We start from the raw sequence: 18,113 nt of genomic DNA, 5'->3' as shown, positions 1-18,113 counted from the left end.
CTATTCGTCGTCGGCGAATTCGGAGAAGATCGCGCGGGTCAGGCGCCAGCCGCGTGGCTTGGCGCGCTTGGCCGGCTCGCCCTGCGGGTGCTTGGTGAAGACGGGCTTGCTTTCCTTGCCGCGCTGGGGCGGCGGCCAATGGGCGAGGTGCGTGCCCGTGGTCTCGCTGGCACGCAGATACAACGACGACAGACCTTTGCGGTCGGATGAGCCTTTCATGGCCTTGTTCTCCTGACCGGAATCGTTGGTCAAACTTGTTGACAACAAGTTAACGTGCGAGGTTAAAGGCCGGCCACATCGACGCAGACCGGGCAATGGCGCCGGCGAATGCTGTCTCAATCAGCAATAATTATTGAGTATCTGGTTCCTTAGGAACTTCGCTAAAAACTGAGCGCGTCGTTTTGGCGATTTTTCGACGATTTGGGGGATATTGATCCGCATGTGCGGGATTGTCGGCATTCTCGGGCGCGAACCGGTTGCAGAGCAATTGGTGGATTCGCTCAAACGTCTTGAATATCGCGGCTACGATTCCGCGGGCGTCGCCACGCTCGAAGGCAGGCATCTCGAGCGCCGCCGCGCCGAGGGCAAGCTGAAGAATCTGGAGAAGCGCCTGGAAGCCGAGCCGCTGAAGGGCACGACCGGCATCGGTCACACCCGCTGGGCCACCCACGGCAAACCGACCGTCAACAACGCCCATCCGCATGCGACCGAGCGCGTCGCCGTGGTCCACAACGGCATCATCGAGAATTTCCGCGAGCTGCGCGAGGAGCTCGAGAAGAACGGCACGGTGTTTCACACCGAGACCGACACCGAGATCGTACTGCATCTCGTCGACGACCTGCTCACGCGCGGCAACAAGCCGGTCGAGGCGGTGAAGCTGGCGCTGGCGCGGCTGCGCGGCGCGTTTGCGCTCGGCTTCATCTTCGCCGGCGACAACGATCTGATGATCGGCGCCCGCAACGGCCCGCCGCTCGCGATCGGCTATGGCGACGGCGAGATGTATCTCGGCTCCGACGCCATCGCGCTCGGCCCGTTTACCGACACGATCAGCTATCTCGAGGACGGCGACTGGGTGGTGCTGACCCGCAATAGCGCCACGATTTTCGACAAGGACGGCCACGCGGTCCAGCGCGAGAAGATCAAGCACGCCGCCTCGACCTCGCTGGTGGACAAGGCCAATTACCGCCACTTCATGGCCAAGGAGATCCACGAGCAGCCGGAAGTGGTCGGCCACACGCTGGCGCGCTACGTCGACATGGCGACCGAGCGCGTCTCGCTGCCGGTCAAGCTGCCGTTCGACTTCAAGAACATCCAGCGCATCAACATCACCGCCTGCGGCACCGCGAGCTATGCCGGCTTCGTCGCCAAATACTGGTTCGAGCGCTTCGCGCGCCTGCCGGTCGAGGTCGACGTCGCCTCCGAATTCCGCTACCGGGAGGCGCCCTTGCGCAAGGGCGATCTCGCCATCTTCATCTCGCAATCGGGCGAGACCGCCGATACGCTGGCCGCACTGCGCTATGCCAAGGCCGAGGGCGTGCACACGGTGGCCGTCGTCAACGTGCCGACCTCGACGATTGCGCGCGAGAGCGAGACGGTGCTGCCGACGCTGGCCGGACCCGAGATCGGGGTCGCCTCGACCAAGGCCTTCACCTGCCAGCTGATGGTGCTCGCAAACCTTGCGATCGCGGCCGGCAAGGTTAGAGGCGAATTGTCCGACGAGGACGAGACCAAGCTCGTTCACGGCCTCGTCGAGATCCCGCGCCTGATGTCGGATGCGCTCACTACCGAGCTCCAGATCGAGAAGCTGGCGCGCGAGATCGCGAAATCGCGCGACGTGCTCTATCTCGGCCGCGGCACCAGCTTCCCGCTCGCGCTCGAAGGCGCGCTGAAGCTGAAGGAGATCTCCTACATCCACGCCGAGGGCTACGCCGCCGGCGAGCTGAAGCACGGCCCGATCGCGCTGATCGACGAGACCATGCCGGTCGTCGTCATCGCACCCTACGACCGGGTGTTCGAGAAGACGGTGTCGAACATGCAGGAGGTCGCCGCCCGCGGCGGCAAGATCATCCTGATGACCGACGCGAAGGGCGCGGAGGAGGCGACCGTCGAGTCGCTCGTCACCATCGTCATGCCCGACATGGCGGCGGCGTTCACGCCGATGGTCTATGCCGTCCCGGTGCAGCTGCTCGCCTATCATACGGCCGTCATCATGGGCACCGACGTCGACCAGCCGCGCAATCTCGCGAAATCGGTGACCGTGGAATAGGCAGAAGGGATCAGGCTGCGCTCTTCCAAAACCTGCTAGAAGACCCTAGCTTGAGTGCAGCGACTGACCTGGAACCCGAATGACCACCCGCGACGACGCGCCTGCGCCGCTTGATCCCATCCCGGAACCGCATACCGGCCTGATGGGCCGCATCCGCAACTACTTCCTGACCGGCCTCGTGGTGACGGGGCCGATCGCAATCACTCTCTATCTGGTCTGGTGGTTCGTCACCTGGGTCGACGGCGTGGTGCGGCCGTTCGTGCCGCTGGCCTATCGTCCGGAAACCTATCTGCCGTATGTCGTCCCCGGCTGGGGACTGATTGTCGCATTCTTCACGCTGACGCTGGTCGGCTTCCTCGCGGCCAACCTGATCGGCCGGACGCTGGTCGATGTCGGCGAGACCTTCCTCGGCCGCATCCCGGCGGTGCGCGCCATCTACCGCGGTCTGAAGCAGGTGTTCGAGACGCTGTTCTCGGGCAAGGGCTCGAGCTTCCGCAAAGTCGGCCTGGTCGAGTTTCCGTCGCCGGGCATGTGGTCGATCGTGCTGATCTCGCAGTCGCCGAATGAAGAGGTCGCGCGCAGCCTGCCCGGGCAGGAGGAGCACGTCTCGGTGTTCCTGCCGTGCTCGCCGAACCCGACCACGGGCTTCTTCTTCTACGTGCCCAAGAGCAAGATCGTCGAGGTCGACATGAGCACCGAGGATGCCGCGACCCTGATCATGTCGGCCGGCGTGGTGCAGCCGGGCGCGGCACCCGACCCGAAGAAGGCCGCGGCGCTCGCGGGCATGGCGAATGCCGCGCGCATCGCCAATGCGTCGGCACTCCAGCCCCAGCCTGCGAAGGTGGAGTAGGGCCATTCCCCTGCGGGATGGCCGCGATCACGCCAGGCCTCGCATCGTCTGCTAGTCTTCCGGTTGAATCGGGCGCATCGCTCGGTGTTCGACCTGGAGTGCACGATGTCCAAGACGACGTCAAAGACCATTGCGATCCTCGCGCCCGGTGCCATGGGCAGCGCCGTGGCCCGCCGCCTCAGCGAAAACGGAGCGCGCGTGCTGACGTCGTTGAAGGGGCGAAGCGAAGCGACGCAAAAACGCGCGGCGGATGCCGGCATGATCGGCGCGGACGACGAGGCGATCGCCGAGGCCGACATCATCCTCTCGATCGTGCCGCCGGGCGAGGCCGTTGCACTCGCCGAGCGCCTCGCCGCGCTGATCGTCCGGCGCGCGAAGAAGCCCGTCGTGGTCGATTGCAACGCCGTCAATGTCGACACCGTGCTTAGGATCGAGGAGATCATCGGCTCGGCGCAGGCGCCGTTCGTCGATGCCGGCATCATCGGCTTCCCGCCGCAGCCCGGCGGCAAGAGCCCGGCCTTCTACATGTCCGGCGAGCACGCCGGCGATGTGGCCGTTCTGAAGGAGCTCGGCCTCGACATGCGGATCGTCGAAGGCCCGGTCGGCGCGGCTTCCGCGCTCAAGATGTCCTACGCCGGCATCGTCAAGGGCCTGGCCGGCATCGGCTCGGCCATGGTGATCGCGGCAACGAAAGCAGGCGCCGCGGATGCGCTGCGCGACGAGCTCGCACTGAGCCAGCCCGCGGTCCTGGCCCGGCTCGAAGTCGCGCTGCCGGACATGATCCCGAAGGCCTATCGTTGGGTTGCGGAGATGCGGGAGATTTCCGGCTTCCTCGGCGCCGATCATCCGGCCAGCCAGATCTACGAGGGCTTTGCGCGCTGGTTCGAGCACCTCGCCGAGGACGCGAAAGGCGAGGCGGTGGATGCCGGGCTGATGAAGGCGTTCGCCGCGAGCATCGCGCAGAAGAAGGCCTAGTCGTCCGGTCTCACGTCGTTGACTTGCCGTCCATTGGCGCGGAATCCAAAAATCCCTGGACGTCCCGGTCGCGTTTCAGGCGCACGACCGGGACGTCAGCGCATGGCGGGAAGGTTGCATGAAGTCGGCCGCGGCGAAAGGGCAAGTCTTCTGAAACGGCTCTATCCACGTCGTCATTGCGAGGCTCATCTGTTATTGTCTCTGCGGAAGCAGTTCTTCTGCAACGGGAGTTCGAATGAGAGTGCTGGTGATCGGCGCAGGAGCGCTCGGAGGTTATTACGGAGCTTGCCTGGCCCGGTCCGGCGGCGACGTGACCTTTCTGGTGCGGCCCGCGCGGGCCGAGCAGTTGCGGCGGGATGGATTGCAGGTCGTGAGCCCGCACGGCGACTTTGCCGTGCAGCCGAAGATCATCCTGGCAAGCGATCTCAAGGAGCCGTTCGACGTTGTGCTCGTCGGGGTGAAATCCTATTCGCTCGACGATGCGATGGCCCAGTTTGCCCCGGCAGTCGGCGCCAACACGATGATTCTGCCGATACTCAACGGGTTGAAACATATCGACGCTCTGACTGCGCGGTTCGGCGCGGCGCGTGTCCTCGGCGGGTTGGCGAATGTCAGTGCCGGCCTCGATGCGGATGGCCGTGTCGTTCAGTTCATGGCCAATCAGACGATTGTGTTTGGCGAGATCAAGGGTTCGTTGAGCGAGCGTGCGCTCGCGCTGGAGGCACAGCTCCAGGTCCCCGGCATCGACGTGCGCGCCAGCGAAGCGATCATGCAGGACATGTGGGAGAAATTCGTCCAGCTCAGCACGCTGGCCGGCATCACCTGCCTGATGCGCGCAAGCATCGGAGACATCCTGGCCGTGCCGAACGGCGAACAGTCTATCTTTCGGTTATTCGCGGAATGCTGCACCGTTGCGACGGCTTCGGGGTTCGAGCCGCGCGCCCCGTTCATCGAGTTTGACCGAAAACTCTTCACGACCCTGGACTCGCCGCTCAAGGCCTCGATGCTGCGCGATATCGAGCGCGGCTCGATCACCGAGGCGGAGCACATCCTCGGCGATATGGCCAATCGTGCCCGTGCGCTGGGCATCGACACACCGCTGCTGGATCTCGCCCGCGCGCATGTGGCGGCCTACGAAGTGGGGCGCCGAAGAGCAGCAGGCTAGCCCGCCCCGATCAGCGGGATCGCCTCATCGCGCTCATAGAGGTAGAGCAGGCACCTGAGCGCTTCGCCGCGCTCGCCCTTCAGCTTCGGATCGTCCTTGAGGATGCGTAGCGCCTCGTCGCGGGCCTGGGTGATGAGCTGGCCGTGCACCTCCGAGCGCGCGATGCGGTAGCCGGGCAGGCCGCTCTGACGCACGCCCAGCACGTCGCCTTCGCCGCGCAGCTTGAGGTCCTCCTCGGCGATACGAAAACCGTCGGTGGTCTCGCGGATCACCTTCAGCCGCGCCTTCGACATCTCGCCGAGTGGCTCCGAGTAGAGCAGCAGGCAGGTCGAGGCCTCCGAGCCGCGTCCGATGCGGCCGCGCAGCTGGTGGAGCTGGGCGAGGCCGAAGCGTTCGGCGTTCTCGATCACCATGATGGTGGCCGCCGGCACGTCGACGCCGACCTCGACCACGGTGGTCGCGACCAGCAGCCCGATCTCGTGGGCGGCGAACTGGCCCATGACGCGGTCTTTCTCGGTTCCCTTCATCTGGCCGTGGACGAGGCCGACCCGGTCGCCGAAACGCTTCTGCAAATTCTCGAAACGTTTGGTCGCATTGGTGAGGTGCTCGGTGCCCTCGGCCTCGGATTCCTCGACCAGCGGGCAGATCCAGTAGACCAGCTTGCCAGCCTGGAGTGCGCGGCCGATGCTATCCGTGACCTCGTTGAGGCGGCTCATCGAGATGGTGCGGGTCTCGATCGGCTGGCGGCCGGCGGGTTTTTCGCGCAGCTCGCTGATGTCCATGTCGCCGAAATAAGTCAGCACCAGCGTGCGCGGGATCGGGGTTGCGCTCAGCACCAGCACGTCAACGGCTTCGCCCTTCGAGGTCAGCGCGAGCCGTTCGCGCACGCCAAAGCGGTGCTGCTCGTCGACCACGGCGAGCGCGAGGTCCCGGAAGATCACGTCGTCCTGGATCAGCGCATGGGTGCCGACGAGCAGGTCGATCTCGCCCTCGGCAAGCTGGGCGATGATCTCGCGCCGTTCTTTGCCTTTTTCTCGGCCGGTGAGGATCGCGACCCGTAAGCCCGCGCGCTCGGCGAGCGGCGCGATGGTCTTGATGTGCTGGCGCGCCAAAATTTCCGTCGGCGCCATCAGCGCGGCCTGCTTGCCGACTTCGGCCACCGCTGCGGCCGCCAGCAGCGCGACCACGGTCTTGCCGGAGCCGACGTCGCCCTGGAGCAGCCGCAGCATGCGCACCGGCTGTTGCAGATCGCTCGCGATCGCCGCGGCGGCGTCGCGCTGGGACAGCGTCAACGCATAGGGCAGGGCGTCGATGATCTTGTTGCGCAGATGCCCGTCGCCGGCATTGCGTATGCCTGCCGGGCGGCGCAATTGCGCGCGGATCAGGGCCAGCGCGAGCTGGCCGGCCAGCAGTTCGTCGAAGGCGAGGCGCGACCAGAACGGCCGATCGGGCAAAATGTCCGTGAGCTCGACCGGCTGATGCACGCGGGTGAGGGCTTCCGCGATTGGCGGGAAGTGGCAGCGGCGCATCACCTCCGGGCTGATCCATTCCGGCAAGGCGGGCAATTTCTGAAGCGCTTGCGCGATTGCGCGGCGCAGTGAGCCGAGCGCGAGGCCCTCCGTCAGCGGATAGACCGGGTCGATCCCTGAGAGTTTTGAAATCGCCTCCTCGTCCAGCACGCGGTCGGGATGCACGATCTGGGGGATGCCGTCATACATCTGGAGCGTGCCGGAGACGTAGCGCTTCTCGCCCACAGGCAGCAGCTTTTCGACATAGCCGGGCTTGGCGCGGAAGAAGGTCAGCACGACGTCGCCGGTCTCGTCGCTGGCGTAGACCAGATACGGCGCCCGCGCGTTGCGCGGCGGGGGCGGGCGGTGGCGGTCGACGGTCACCTCCAGCGTCACCATGGTTCCCTGCACGGCGTCGCGAATCTTCGGCCGGGCGCGGCGGTCGATGACCTGGCTCGGCAGGTGCAGCAACAGATCGACCAGCCGCGGCGTCTCGTTGCGGCTGAGCAGGTACTGCAGCAGCTTGTCCTGCTTCGGACCGACGCCGGGCAGGCTGGTCACGGGAGCAAACAGCGGATTGAGCAGGCTGGGGCGCATCGGGGGAATCTAGGATCGTTTCGGCCCGTCATGCCCGGCTTTATGCCGTGCATCCACGTCTTTTTTCACGGCTCTGCGGGGATGGCCGGGATAAAGCCCGGCCATGACGAATTGGCAGACGGCAGTGCCACAACAAAGAGCTGACACCGGCCCCCCAAGTAGCTATATCACGCCCGCCCGGCACGTCCGGGCTTTCGGCGTTTGACTGGAATTGAGACATGACGGGAACGACACGATCGAGCAACGGGCTGGACGACCGCCGCAAGCGGCTGCTGTTCCGCTGCTGGCACCGCGGCACGCGCGAGATGGACCTGATCCTCGGCCGCTTCGCGGACGCCGAGATCGGCAATCTGTCCGATGCCGAGCTCGACGAGCTCGAGCACCTGCTCGAGGTCAACGATCCCGACCTCTATGCCGCCATCACCGGCGACAAGGTGCTGCCGGCCGATGTCACAGGCGCGCTATTTGCCCGTATCAAGGCGTTCCCGATTACGGACGGCGATTTATGAAGCAGGGGATGAAGTCGCCGGCCGAGCTGCTCACGCCCGGCCGCGCCCTGACGCTTGCCAATGTCGCGGAAGGTGCCGAAGGCCTCGTCATCTCGGATCTGGCGCGCGCCATCGCGGCGCGGCCGAAGAAGCCGGCCGTCAGCCTTGCGGTGGTCTGCCGCGACGGCGCGCGGATGCAGCAGCTCGAACGCGCGCTGCAATTCTTCGCGCCCGATCTGCCGGTGCTGACCTTCCCGGCCTGGGACTGCCAGCCCTATGACCGCGTCTCGCCGCATGGTGGCATTTTGGCCCAGCGCCTGACCACGCTGGCGCGGCTTGCGCCGCTGACCGGCAGCGACAAGCCGTTGATCGTGCTGACCACGGTCAACGCAATCGTGCAGCGCGTGCCCGCGCGCGAGCTCGTCGCGGCGCAGGCGCTGTCGGTCGCCCCCGGCAATGTCGTGCCGATGGACACCATCATCGCCTGGCTCGAGCACAACGGCTACAACCGCTCCTCGACCGTGCGCGAGCCCGGCGAATACGCCGTGCGCGGCGGCATTCTGGACCTGTTTCCGGCCGGTCTCGACCAGCCCGTGCGCTTCGACTTCTTCGGCGACAGCCTGGAATCGATCCGCTCCTTCGACGCCGAGACCCAGCGCACGCTGCTCGACATGCGCTCGCTCGACCTCGTGCCGGTCTCGGAATTCCAGCTCGTCACCGACACCATCCGCCGCTTCCGCATGGGCTATGTCGCCGAGTTCGGCGCGCCCGAGCGCGACGATGCGCTGTACGAGGCCGTCAGCGAAGGCCGCCGCCATCCCGGCATGGAGCACTGGCTGCCGCTGTTCCAGGACCGGATGGATACGCTGTTCGACTATCTGCAAGGCGCAGCGATCGCGATCGAGCCGCAGGCCGAGGACGCCGTCCGCGAGCGCTTCAAGCAGATCCTCGACTATTACCAGGCCCGCCGCGAGGCCATGGAGCATCCCGGCGGCGGCGCCATCTACAAGCCGCTGCCGCCGGACCGGCTGTATTTCACCGAAGAGGAGTGGACCAGGCGCCTCGGCGACGTCCCGCTGGCGCGCCTGACTCAATTCTCCGTGCCGGCGGATGGCACTGGTGTCGTCGATGCCGGCGCGCGCAAGGGCCGCGACTTCGCACCCGAACGCAACGACACCACCGTCAACGTGTTCGAATCCGTGGTCAGCCACGTGATGGCCTTGCAGGCGCAGCGCAAGAAGGTCGTGATCACGCTGTGGAGCGAAGGCTCGCGCGACCGCATGACCTCGATGCTGCGCGACCACAAGCTGGCCCACACCACCAGCGTCAACAGCTGGCGCACGGTGCAGGCGACCCCGCGCAACGAGACCATGCTCGCCGTGCTCGGCCTCGACAGCGGCTTCGAGACCGACGAGATTGCGCTCATCAGCGAGCAGGACATTCTCGGCGACCGCCTGGTGCGGCCGCGCAGGGCGAGCCGCAAGCTCGACAATTTCATCTCGGAGGTGACGAGCCTTGCCGCGGGCGACATCGTTGTCCATGTCGATCACGGCATCGGCCGGTTCGTCGGCCTGCAAACGCTGGACGTCGCCGGCGCGCCGCATGATTGTCTCGAGCTGCACTATGCCGCCGAAACGAAACTGTTCCTCCCCGTCGAGAACATCGAGCTGCTGTCGCGCTACGGCTCCGACCAGACCACGGTCGAGCTCGATCGTCTTGGCGGCAGCGGCTGGCAGACCCGCAAGGCGAAACTCAAGAACCGCATCCGCGAGATCGCGGGCGAGCTGATCAAGATCGCCGCCGCGCGCCATCTGCACGAGGCGCCCAAGCTGCCGGTGCAGCCGGGCCTCTATGACGAGTTCTGTGCGCGCTTCCCCTATGACGAGACCGAGGACCAGCTAGGGGCGATCGAATCGACCCTGAAGGATCTCGAACTCGGCCGTCCCATGGACCGGTTGATCTGCGGCGACGTCGGCTTTGGCAAGACCGAGGTGGCCTTGCGCGCGGCCTTTGCCGTGGCGCTCGAAGGCAAGCAGGTCGCTGTCGTGGTGCCGACCACGCTGCTGGCGCGCCAGCACGCAAGAACCTTCACCGAGCGTTTCAAGGGCTTTCCGGTGAACGTGGCCCAGGCCTCGCGCCTGATCCCGACCAAGGAGCTGAACCAGGTCAAAAAGGGCATTGCGGACGGCTCCGTCGACATCGTCGTCGGCACCCACGCGTTGCTCGGCAAGGCGATCAAGTTCCGCGATCTCGGCCTCGTCATCGTCGACGAGGAGCAGCATTTTGGCGTCACTCACAAGGAACGGCTGAAGGCGCTTCGCTCCGAGGTGCACGTGCTGACGCTGTCGGCAACGCCGATCCCGCGCACGCTGCAGCTCGCGCTCACCGGCGTCCGCGAACTCTCGATCATTGCCTCGCCTCCGGTCGACCGCCTTGCGGTGCGCACCTTCGTCGCCCCGCACGATCCCTTGATGATCCGCGAGGCGCTCTTGCGCGAGCGCTATCGCGGCGGCCAGGCGTTCTACGTGGTGCCGCGCATCGACGACCTCGCCGAGGTCAAGGACTTCCTCGACAAGAACGTGCCGGAGATGAAGGTCGCGGTCGCGCACGGGCAGATGCCGCCCGCGGTGATCGAGGACATCATGACCGCGTTCTACGACGGCAAGTTCGACATCCTGCTGTCGACCACGATCGTCGAATCCGGCCTCGACATTCCCAACGCCAACACGCTGATCGTGCACCGCGCCGACATGTTCGGCCTTGCCCAGCTCTATCAGCTCCGCGGCCGCGTCGGCCGCTCGAAGCTCCGGGCGTATGCGCTGTTCACGCTGCCGGCGCAGCAGAAGATCACGACGCAGGCCGAACGCCGGCTCACCGTGCTGCAATCGCTGGAGACGCTGGGCGCGGGCTTCCAGCTCGCCTCGCACGACCTCGACATCCGCGGCGCCGGCAATCTTCTCGGCGAGGAGCAGTCCGGTCATATCAAGGAGGTCGGCTTCGAGCTCTACCAATCGATGCTGGAGGAGGCGATCGTCAACCTCAAGGCCGGCGTCTCCGAGCCCGCCGCCGACCGCTGGTCGCCGTCGATCACGATCGGCATGCCCGTGCTCATCCCGGAGGATTACGTCAGCGATCTCTCGGTCCGTCTGTCGCTCTACCGGCGCCTGGCCGATCTCGACACCGAGGAGGAGATCGAGAATTTTGGTGCCGAGATGCGCGACCGCTTTGGCGTGTTGCCCGACGAGGTGCGCTATCTCTTCAAGGTCGCCGCGATCAAGGCGTTCTGCCGCAGGGCCAATGTCGAGAAGATCGACGCCGGCCCGAAGGGCGCCGTCATCGCCTTCCGCGACAATTCGTTCGCCTATCCCGATCGCCTGGTGACGTTCATCCGCAGCCACGGCCAGGCTGCGAAGGTGCGGCCCGACATGAAGGTGGTGTTCCTGCAAGACTGGGAAACGCCGGAAGATCGGCTCGCCGGCACCACCGAGATCATGCGGCAGCTCGCACAACTCGCGCAGGCCAAGAAGGCGGCCTAGCGGTCATCGTGTCCCGGACAAGCGGAGCGCAGAGCCGGGACCCAGTTCTTTCCCGGCCGGCCATCATTCAAGTTTGGCGCGGGGCACGGACCAATTCATAAGCCTGGTCGATAAGTCCATGCGAACTACGTCATCTAATCGCACGGCGGCCCATCGCCTATAACAAGCTTGCAGAGGGCGATCACGCCCCGCCGGCGCGCGTGCGTCCGGGAAGCAGCTGCGGTGTACAGGAAATCCATCATGAAACTGCAAGCCGCGGTCGTCGCATTGCTTGCGCTGACGGCCATGCCATCGGCCCGCACGGAGGAGACTGCCGCCATGACCAGATCAAGCCCCGTGCTAACGTATGAGGATGTTCGGAAAGTCGCCCCGGCACTGGAGGCGTACACGCAGAACCGTCTCCTCGGCGATGTCTGGAAACGGCCCGGCCTTGCGCCGCGCGACCGCAGCATCGTCACGTTGGCTGCACTGATCGCGCGAAATCAGACGATCGAGATGCCATATCATTTCAATCTTGCGCTCGATAACGGTGTCAAGCCGCGCGAGATTTCGGAGATCATCACGCATCTCGCCTTCTACGCCGGCTGGGCAAATGCGATGTCGGCCGTCGCTGTCGCCAAGGACGTTTTTGCCGCCCGCGACGTCGGCGCCGCGCAGCTTCCGGTCGTCTCGGTGACGCCGTTGCCGCTCGACGAGGCTGGCGAGGCGCAACGCGCCGCGTTCGTTCAGGACCAGTTCGGCGCGTCGTTTCCGGGCGTCGTGCAGTACACCACCGACGTGCTGTTTCGTGATCTTTGGCTGCGCCCGGACCTCGCGCCCAGGGACCGCAGTCTCGTCACTGTCAGCGCGTTGATCGCCAACGGGCAGATGGCGCAGCTCACGCCGCATCTCAACAGGGCGATGGACAACGGCCTGACCCAGACGGAGGCTTCGGAAGCCATCACGCAGCTGGCGTTCTATGTCGGTTGGCCCAACGTGTTTTCGGCAATGCCCGTCGCCAAGGATGTGTTCGCGAAGCGGCCGCATTAGCCTTATCTCACCGCCATTGGCGCTCGGCCGAGGTGACATCTCAGTCCCGGTGGCGGAGCGCCTCGACAAGGAGTGCAAAGGCGGCTGAGGGCTGGCGCCGGCTTGGGTAGTAGAGGTGGTAGCCGGGATAGGGAGGGCACCAGTCCTCCAGCACCCTCTTGAGGCGCCCCTTGTTGATGTGGGACCGCACCAGGCCCTCCGGCAGATAAGCCAGCCCCAGGCCCGCAAGCGCCGCCTGGAGCATCTGGGTGGTGGTGTTGAAGACCAATTGGCCGTCGACCCGAACCTTCAACTCGCGAGAGCCCTTTTCGAACTCCCAGGAGTACAATCCGCCATGGGTCGGCAAGCGCAGATTGATGCAATTGTGCTCGACCAGTTGCGAAGGCTTCTTCGGCTCCGACCGGCTCCGGAAATAGGACGGAGCGCCGACGACGGCCATGCGCGCGTCGGGGCCGATTCGCACAGCAATCATGTCCCTCGCGACTTGCTCGCCATCCCGCACGCCGGCATCGAAACGTTGCGCGACGATATCCGTCAGTCCGTAGTCGCTGACGATCTCGAGCTTGATGTCGGGATATTCGCGTAACAGCTTCGCTAGCTTCGGCAGAAGGACGGCGTCGGTGGCATATTCGGTCGCCGTAATGCGAATGGTACCGGAGGGCTTTTCCCGGAGCTCGGTCAAGGCGACGAGTTCGGTCTCGATCTCCGCGATCCGTGGCCCCACGTTGCGCAACAGACGTTCACCCGCGGCCGTCGGCGACACGCTGCGCGTGGTGCGCGTCAACAGGCGCAGTTTCAGTCGCGCCTCGAGCTCCTTGATGGTGTAGCTGAGCGCGGACTGCGAAATGCCGAGCTTCGCGGCGGCTCTCGTAAAGCTGCCTTCGCGGGCGACGATCAGGAAGGCCGCGAGGTCGTCGAGATTTCCGCGCTGCATTTATCGATCCTCCTTATAAGTCCATGCCGATCATAGTGGCTAGTCCGCATAGCCGCACGCATTAGATATGGCGCAGTCCCGCGAGGTGAGGCGAGTTCGGCATATGGATCGATCGGACATTCCCTTCCGGCAATGCGAGAGCAGCGCTGCGGACGCCCCGAGCGCGCTGACGCGACGGAGCATGCTGTCAGGCGCTGCCGGATTGGCCATGCTGGCATCGTCGCACGCGGGCTTTGCGAGGGCCTCGGACGAGACTGGCCCGACAACGGGAAGGCAAGCAACTATGGATATCAAACGCAACGGCTCACGCCCCTCCGGCAAGGGCCCCGAAGCATGGTTCTCCGGCACGGTCCGTGTCGATCCGCTCTTTCAGCTGGGTGACCCGATACGTCTGAGCGGCGGTCAAGTAACTTTCGAACCCGGTGCCCGAACCATGTGGCACACCCATCCGCTCGGCCAAACCCTGATCGTCACGTCCGGCCTGGGCTGGGTGCAAAGCGAGGGGGGACCGATCGAGGAAATCCGCCCCGGCGACGTCGTCTGGTTTCCGCCCGGCGAGAAACACTGGCACGGCGCCACCGCGACAACCGCGATGACGCATATCGCCATCACGGAATCGCTCAACGGCAAGAATGTCGACTGGATGGAGCGGGTCAGCGACGAACAGTATCGCAAGTGATTGCGTGCTGGTGCGAGCGGCACGCCGAGGAGATTGAACATGCAGATGCGCGAGCTTGGCGATAGCGGCCTTGCGGTTTCGGCCATCGGCCTCGGCTGCATGGGCCTGAACTATCATCGTGGCCCGGCGCCGGAACGTCACGAGATGATCGTGCTGGTCCGGGCGGCGGTGGAGCGCGGTGTCACCTTCTTCGACACTGCCGAGGTCTACGGCCCGTTTACCAACGAGGAACTCGTGGGCGAGGCGCTGCAGCCGGTCCGGAAAGACGTCGTCATCGCGACCAAGTTCGGCCACGATCTCGGTCCCGCCGACGCGCGGCGTTCTGGCGGGCTCAACAGCCGCCCCGAACGCATCCGGCAGGCGGCCGAAGGCTCGTTGAAGCGGCTGCGGATCGAGACCATCGACCTGTTCTATCAGCACCGCGTCGATCCCAATGTCCCGATCGAGGACGTCGCCGGTGCGGTCAAGGATCTGATCGCCGAGGGCAAGGTCAGGCATTTCGGCCTCAGCGAGGCCGGCGCCTCTACCATCCGCCGTGCGCACGCGGTCCAGCCGGTCGCGGCGATCCAGAGCGAATATTCCCTCTGGTGGCGTCAGCCCGAGACGGAGGTGTTGCCGGCTTGCGAGGAGCTGGGGATCGGCTTCGTTCCCTTTAGTCCACTGGGCAGGGGCTTCCTCACCGGCAAGATCGACGAGACCACCAGCTTCGGCGGCAATGACAACCGCGCCGGCTTGCCGCGCTTTACGCCCGAGGCCCGCAAGGCGAACCGGCCGGTCGTCGACCTGCTGGCTCAGATCGGTGCCCAGAAACGTGCCACGCCGGCGCAGATCGCATTGGCCTGGCTGCTGGCGCAGAAGCCGTGGATCGTCCCGATACCCGGCACGACCAAGCTCGGCCGTCTCGACGAAAACATCGCTGCGGCCGCGGTCGCGCTGACACCCGACGATATCAGGCACATCGACGCCGCGGTCGCGCAGATCACCATCACAGGCGACCGCTACCCGCAGGCGGAAGCTGCACGTACGCAGCGCTGACGGCACGTACGACGACCCGACAGATCGACAGGAGAGATATCCATGAACATTTCATTCGAGGGACAGGTTGCGCTGGTGACCGGCGCTGCATCCGGGCTGGGCCTCGCCACGGCAAAGGCTTTCGCGGAATCCGGGGCGTCCGTTGCACTGGCGGACTGGAACGAGGACGCGGTGCGCGCCGCGGCAGGCGAGCTGGTCACCCGGGGTCACAAGGCCATCGCCATCCGCTGCGACGTCTCCAATGACGCGCAGGTCGAGGCCATGGTGGCGCAGACCGTTTCCGTCTTCGGCAGGCTCGATGCCGCCTACAACAATGCGGGCGTCCAGAATGTCCTCGCAGAGACCGCGGACACGACCCGTGAGGACTACGACCGCGTCATGGGGATCAATCTCCGCGGCGAATGGAGCTGCATGAAATTCGAGCTGCAACAGATGCGCAAGCAGGGCAGCGGCGCGATCGTCAATTGCTCGTCTCTCGGGGGACTTGTGGGAGGCGCCGAGCGCGGCATCTATCACGCCGCCAAGCACGGCGTCCTTGGCTTCACCAAGAGCGCGGCGCTCGAATATGCGGCACGCGGCATCCGTATCAACGCCATCTGCCCCGGGCTGATCTGGACACCGATGGCCGACCAGATGGTTGCCGCAGGCCAGGGCGATGCGCTCAAGGCCTTGGAGAAGAGCGTGCCGATGGGACGGGTCGGCCGTCCCGAGGAAATTGCGAGCGCGGTGTTATGGCTCTGCAGCGACGCCGCCAGCTATGTGACCGGCCAGTCCATCTCGGTCGACGGCGGGTTCATCATGCGGTGAATACAGCGAACCCGGAGGCCGCCAACCGGACATATAGGTCCGAAAACAGCGACATATGGCCCCTTGCGGAATGCCCGAACAATAGCCATACTCAATCCATCGAGTTTCGGCCGAACGACTTGGCCTCGCCGCTGATAAGCGTGCCTGACTGACGACCCTCCCTCCAGATCTCGAATTCGCTAACTGTGCTCTTGAGCGCGGTTCCAAAGACTTATCTATGTTAAAGGACGACCCCATGAATACGGGAACTGTGAAGTGGTTTAACGGCCAAAAGGGTTTCGGCTTCATTCAGCCGGACCAGGGCGGCCAGGATGTTTTCGTTCATATCAGCGCAGTTGAACGCGCCGGCATGAGCACCCTCAACGAGGGCCAGAAGGTTTCCTTCGAAATCGTCGCGGACCGCCGGACCGGCAAGTCTGCTGCGGAAAATCTGCGCGCCGTCTAGGCTACCGCAATCGGTACTATGTTGCTTTGACCACGGATGTACTGGCAGAGCTTCTGGTTCTCTCGACCCGCGACTGGTTTACCGGCCGCGGGTTTTTTTACATCGGTTGCGGGTCGGCCCGCCCATCGAAACAGCTGAGGTCGCGAGCGTGTCTATCAATATCGATTCAGGCCAGGACTCAGATCAGGAACACGACGACGTCATGTATCCGCAGGTCCTGCCGTTTGTATTGATCCACGCGGGATGCCTCGCGGCGATCTGGTCGGGCGTCTCGTGGCAAGCCGTTGCAATCTGCGTTGCCCTGTATTGGCTGCGCATGTTCGGCATCACTGCCGGATATCACCGGTACTTCTCGCATCGGGCTTACGCCACAAGCCGGGCGTTCCAGTTCATCCTTGCCTTCCTTGCCCAGAGCAGCGCCCAGAAAAGCGTGCTTTGGTGGGCTGCCAAGCACCGCCATCATCATCTTCACTCGGATACGGCGCAAGATGTCCATTCACCCCGGCACAAGGGCTTCGTGTACAGTCATCTCGGCTGGATCTTTTACCGGCAGCACGATGCGACCGACCTCGTGAAGGTATCGGATCTGGCGTCGTATCCCGAGTTGATGTGGCTGCACCGGCTGGAGCTGTTGCCGGCGGTCGTGCTCGCGGGTCTGTGCTTCCTGATTGCCGGGTGGTCGGGGCTCGTGGTCGGATTTATGTGGAGCACCGTGGTTCTGTATCACGCCACGTTCTGCATCAACTCCCTCGCACATGTTCACGGACGCAGGCGGTATGTGACCGGCGACGATTCCCGCAACAACTGGTTGCTCGCCCTGCTGACCATGGGTGAGGGGTGGCACAACAACCATCACGCCTACCAGGCCAGCGCCCGGCAGGGCTTCTACTGGTATGAGGTCGATCTAACCTACTATGCCCTGGTCGCCTTGTCCTGGCTCGGGATCGTCTGGGATCTGAAGTTGCCGCCCCGGCAGGTTCTGCGCAACGAGCATCGTTTGGGATCGCGCGTGGTCAAGCAAGCGGCCGAGCAGCTCGCCGCTCGCTTTGATCCTGAACACATCGCGCTCGCGATCAGAACGTCGATCCACGAGACCGAATTGTCGGTCCGGGACGCGCTCAGTCTGTTGCAGCACCGTGCCGACTTGCGCCTGTCCAGCATGCCGACCCGCGAGCAGTTGCTGGCTGAGGCGCAGCGCATGTTCGCCAAGACCATATCCCTCGACGATATCGTCGACCGCGCCTACGAACTCCTGCACGATTCTGTCGGTTTTCTCCTGGCAACTCCCGCTCTATCGGCCAACGCGAACGCGAAGAGTGGCATTTAGCGCGAGCATCCCCATATAGGGGTATGACCAATTGGCAGAAGTCGAGTCCACGGCAACCACCCAAGACGAAGGCTGAGCTTCGCGAGATGCTGACTGAGGCAGTCCGCAACACGCAGCCCAGCCGCGAGTCGAATCGCCCAGCGAAAGCCAGGAAGATCGCGGCCGGGATGGCCCGCGCCGATCAAGCGTCCGGGGTCACCGCACCCGTTCGCTGAGCCCCGAGAAGGAGCCGCATGCGCAAGTTTCCCAAGCCCACCGAGCAAGAGCTCAAAGAAGGGCCCCAAGCCGTGTCCTTTCAGATCGCGAACGGGAACGCGCGGCAGACCTGTGTTCTGCAGACAACGCTCCCAACCAAGGCGCAGGCGCAAAAATACCTTCTCGCGAATTGGCCGGCCGTCGAAAAGATGGCTCGCGACGCTCTCGCGATGGGAGCCGTTGAGGACGGCCAGATCAAGCTCATGATGACGTGAGC

At 64.8% G+C, this 18,113-nt stretch carries 16 protein-coding genes; 13 read left to right on the top strand and 3 right to left on the bottom strand.

The genetic code is table 11. From position 1 onward, the window contains the following. Window positions 1–219: a hypothetical protein gene (locus tag AAFG50_RS22070; RefSeq protein ID WP_028173960.1), complete on the bottom strand. Its 219-nt coding sequence runs from the start codon at window positions 217–219 to the stop codon at window positions 1–3. A 220-nt stretch (window positions 220–439) separates the two neighbouring features. Here AAFG50_RS22070 and glmS point away from each other — a divergent pair, with 220 nt between their 5' ends. From glmS to panE, 4 genes are all read left to right on the top strand, one after another. Continuing rightward, on the top strand, window positions 440–2,266 hold the full coding sequence (gene glmS / locus AAFG50_RS22065) for a glutamine--fructose-6-phosphate transaminase (isomerizing) (RefSeq protein ID WP_028173961.1): 1,827 nt from the start codon (window positions 440–442) through the stop codon (window positions 2,264–2,266). Window positions 2,267–2,345: 79 nt separating this feature from the next. Next, window positions 2,346–3,116, top strand: coding sequence for a DUF502 domain-containing protein (locus AAFG50_RS22060; protein ID WP_011087377.1), 771 nt, complete (start codon window positions 2,346–2,348; stop codon window positions 3,114–3,116). A gap of 105 nt (window positions 3,117–3,221) precedes the next feature. Continuing rightward, entirely contained in the window at window positions 3,222–4,091 is an 870-nt protein-coding gene (locus AAFG50_RS22055; protein WP_028173962.1) for an NAD(P)-dependent oxidoreductase, read from the top strand. Between the two features lie 235 nt (window positions 4,092–4,326). Continuing rightward, entirely contained in the window at window positions 4,327–5,256 is a 930-nt protein-coding gene (gene panE / locus AAFG50_RS22050; protein WP_028173963.1) for a 2-dehydropantoate 2-reductase, read from the top strand. Here the strand turns inward: panE and recG are convergent. After that, window positions 5,253–7,361 carry an ATP-dependent DNA helicase RecG gene (gene recG / locus AAFG50_RS22045; protein ID WP_011087374.1) on the bottom strand — a complete coding sequence of 703 codons (2,109 nt, stop codon included), beginning with the start codon at window positions 7,359–7,361 and terminating at the stop codon, window positions 5,253–5,255. The two genes, panE and recG, sit on opposite strands and share 4 nt — an antisense overlap. A 218-nt stretch (window positions 7,362–7,579) precedes the next feature. Between recG and AAFG50_RS22040 the strand changes: the two genes are divergently transcribed. From AAFG50_RS22040 to AAFG50_RS22030, 3 genes are all read left to right on the top strand, one after another. Beyond that, window positions 7,580–7,870, top strand: coding sequence for a succinate dehydrogenase assembly factor 2 (locus AAFG50_RS22040; RefSeq protein ID WP_011087373.1), 291 nt, complete (start codon window positions 7,580–7,582; stop codon window positions 7,868–7,870). Continuing rightward, the gene (gene mfd / locus AAFG50_RS22035; RefSeq protein ID WP_028173964.1) at window positions 7,867–11,385 is read left to right on the top strand and encodes a transcription-repair coupling factor; all 3,519 of its coding nucleotides are present in this window, start codon (window positions 7,867–7,869) and stop codon (window positions 11,383–11,385) included. Before AAFG50_RS22040 ends, mfd begins: the two co-directional genes overlap by 4 nt. Before the next feature lie 318 nt (window positions 11,386–11,703). After that, entirely contained in the window at window positions 11,704–12,414 is a 711-nt protein-coding gene (locus AAFG50_RS22030; RefSeq protein ID WP_338141320.1) for a carboxymuconolactone decarboxylase family protein, read from the top strand. A 40-nt stretch (window positions 12,415–12,454) separates the two neighbouring features. On the opposite strand, the gene AAFG50_RS22025 is transcribed toward AAFG50_RS22030, so the two are convergent. Continuing rightward, window positions 12,455–13,348, bottom strand: coding sequence for a LysR family transcriptional regulator (locus tag AAFG50_RS22025; protein ID WP_011087370.1), 894 nt, complete (start codon window positions 13,346–13,348; stop codon window positions 12,455–12,457). A 283-nt stretch (window positions 13,349–13,631) separates the two neighbouring features. Between AAFG50_RS22025 and AAFG50_RS22020 the strand changes: the two genes are divergently transcribed. From AAFG50_RS22020 to AAFG50_RS21995, 6 genes are all read left to right on the top strand, one after another. Further along, a complete protein-coding gene (locus AAFG50_RS22020) occupies window positions 13,632–14,027 on the top strand; it encodes a cupin domain-containing protein (RefSeq protein WP_028173966.1) in 396 nt (131 codons plus the stop codon). 39 nt (window positions 14,028–14,066) lie between these two features. After that, a complete protein-coding gene (locus AAFG50_RS22015; RefSeq protein WP_028173967.1) occupies window positions 14,067–15,062 on the top strand; it encodes an aldo/keto reductase in 996 nt (331 codons plus the stop codon). 42 nt (window positions 15,063–15,104) lie between these two features. Further along, a complete protein-coding gene (locus AAFG50_RS22010) occupies window positions 15,105–15,869 on the top strand; it encodes an SDR family oxidoreductase (RefSeq protein WP_028173968.1) in 765 nt (254 codons plus the stop codon). A gap of 235 nt (window positions 15,870–16,104) precedes the next feature. Next, window positions 16,105–16,314, top strand: a complete 210-nt coding sequence (locus AAFG50_RS22005; protein WP_028173969.1) for a cold-shock protein — start codon at window positions 16,105–16,107, stop codon at window positions 16,312–16,314. Between the two features lie 202 nt (window positions 16,315–16,516). Further along, on the top strand, window positions 16,517–17,641 hold the full coding sequence (locus tag AAFG50_RS22000) for an acyl-CoA desaturase (RefSeq protein ID WP_049832508.1): 1,125 nt from the start codon (window positions 16,517–16,519) through the stop codon (window positions 17,639–17,641). A 233-nt stretch (window positions 17,642–17,874) separates the two neighbouring features. Further along, a complete protein-coding gene (locus AAFG50_RS21995) occupies window positions 17,875–18,111 on the top strand; it encodes a hypothetical protein (RefSeq protein WP_028173972.1) in 237 nt (78 codons plus the stop codon). Window positions 18,112–18,113: the final 2 nt, after the last annotated feature.

The organism is Bradyrhizobium sp. B039 (assembly GCF_038965675.1).
Lineage (GTDB): Bacteria > Pseudomonadota > Alphaproteobacteria > Rhizobiales > Xanthobacteraceae > Bradyrhizobium > Bradyrhizobium diazoefficiens.
Note: the sequence above shows the minus strand (reverse complement) of the source record. Positions and strands in the feature narration are given on the sequence as shown.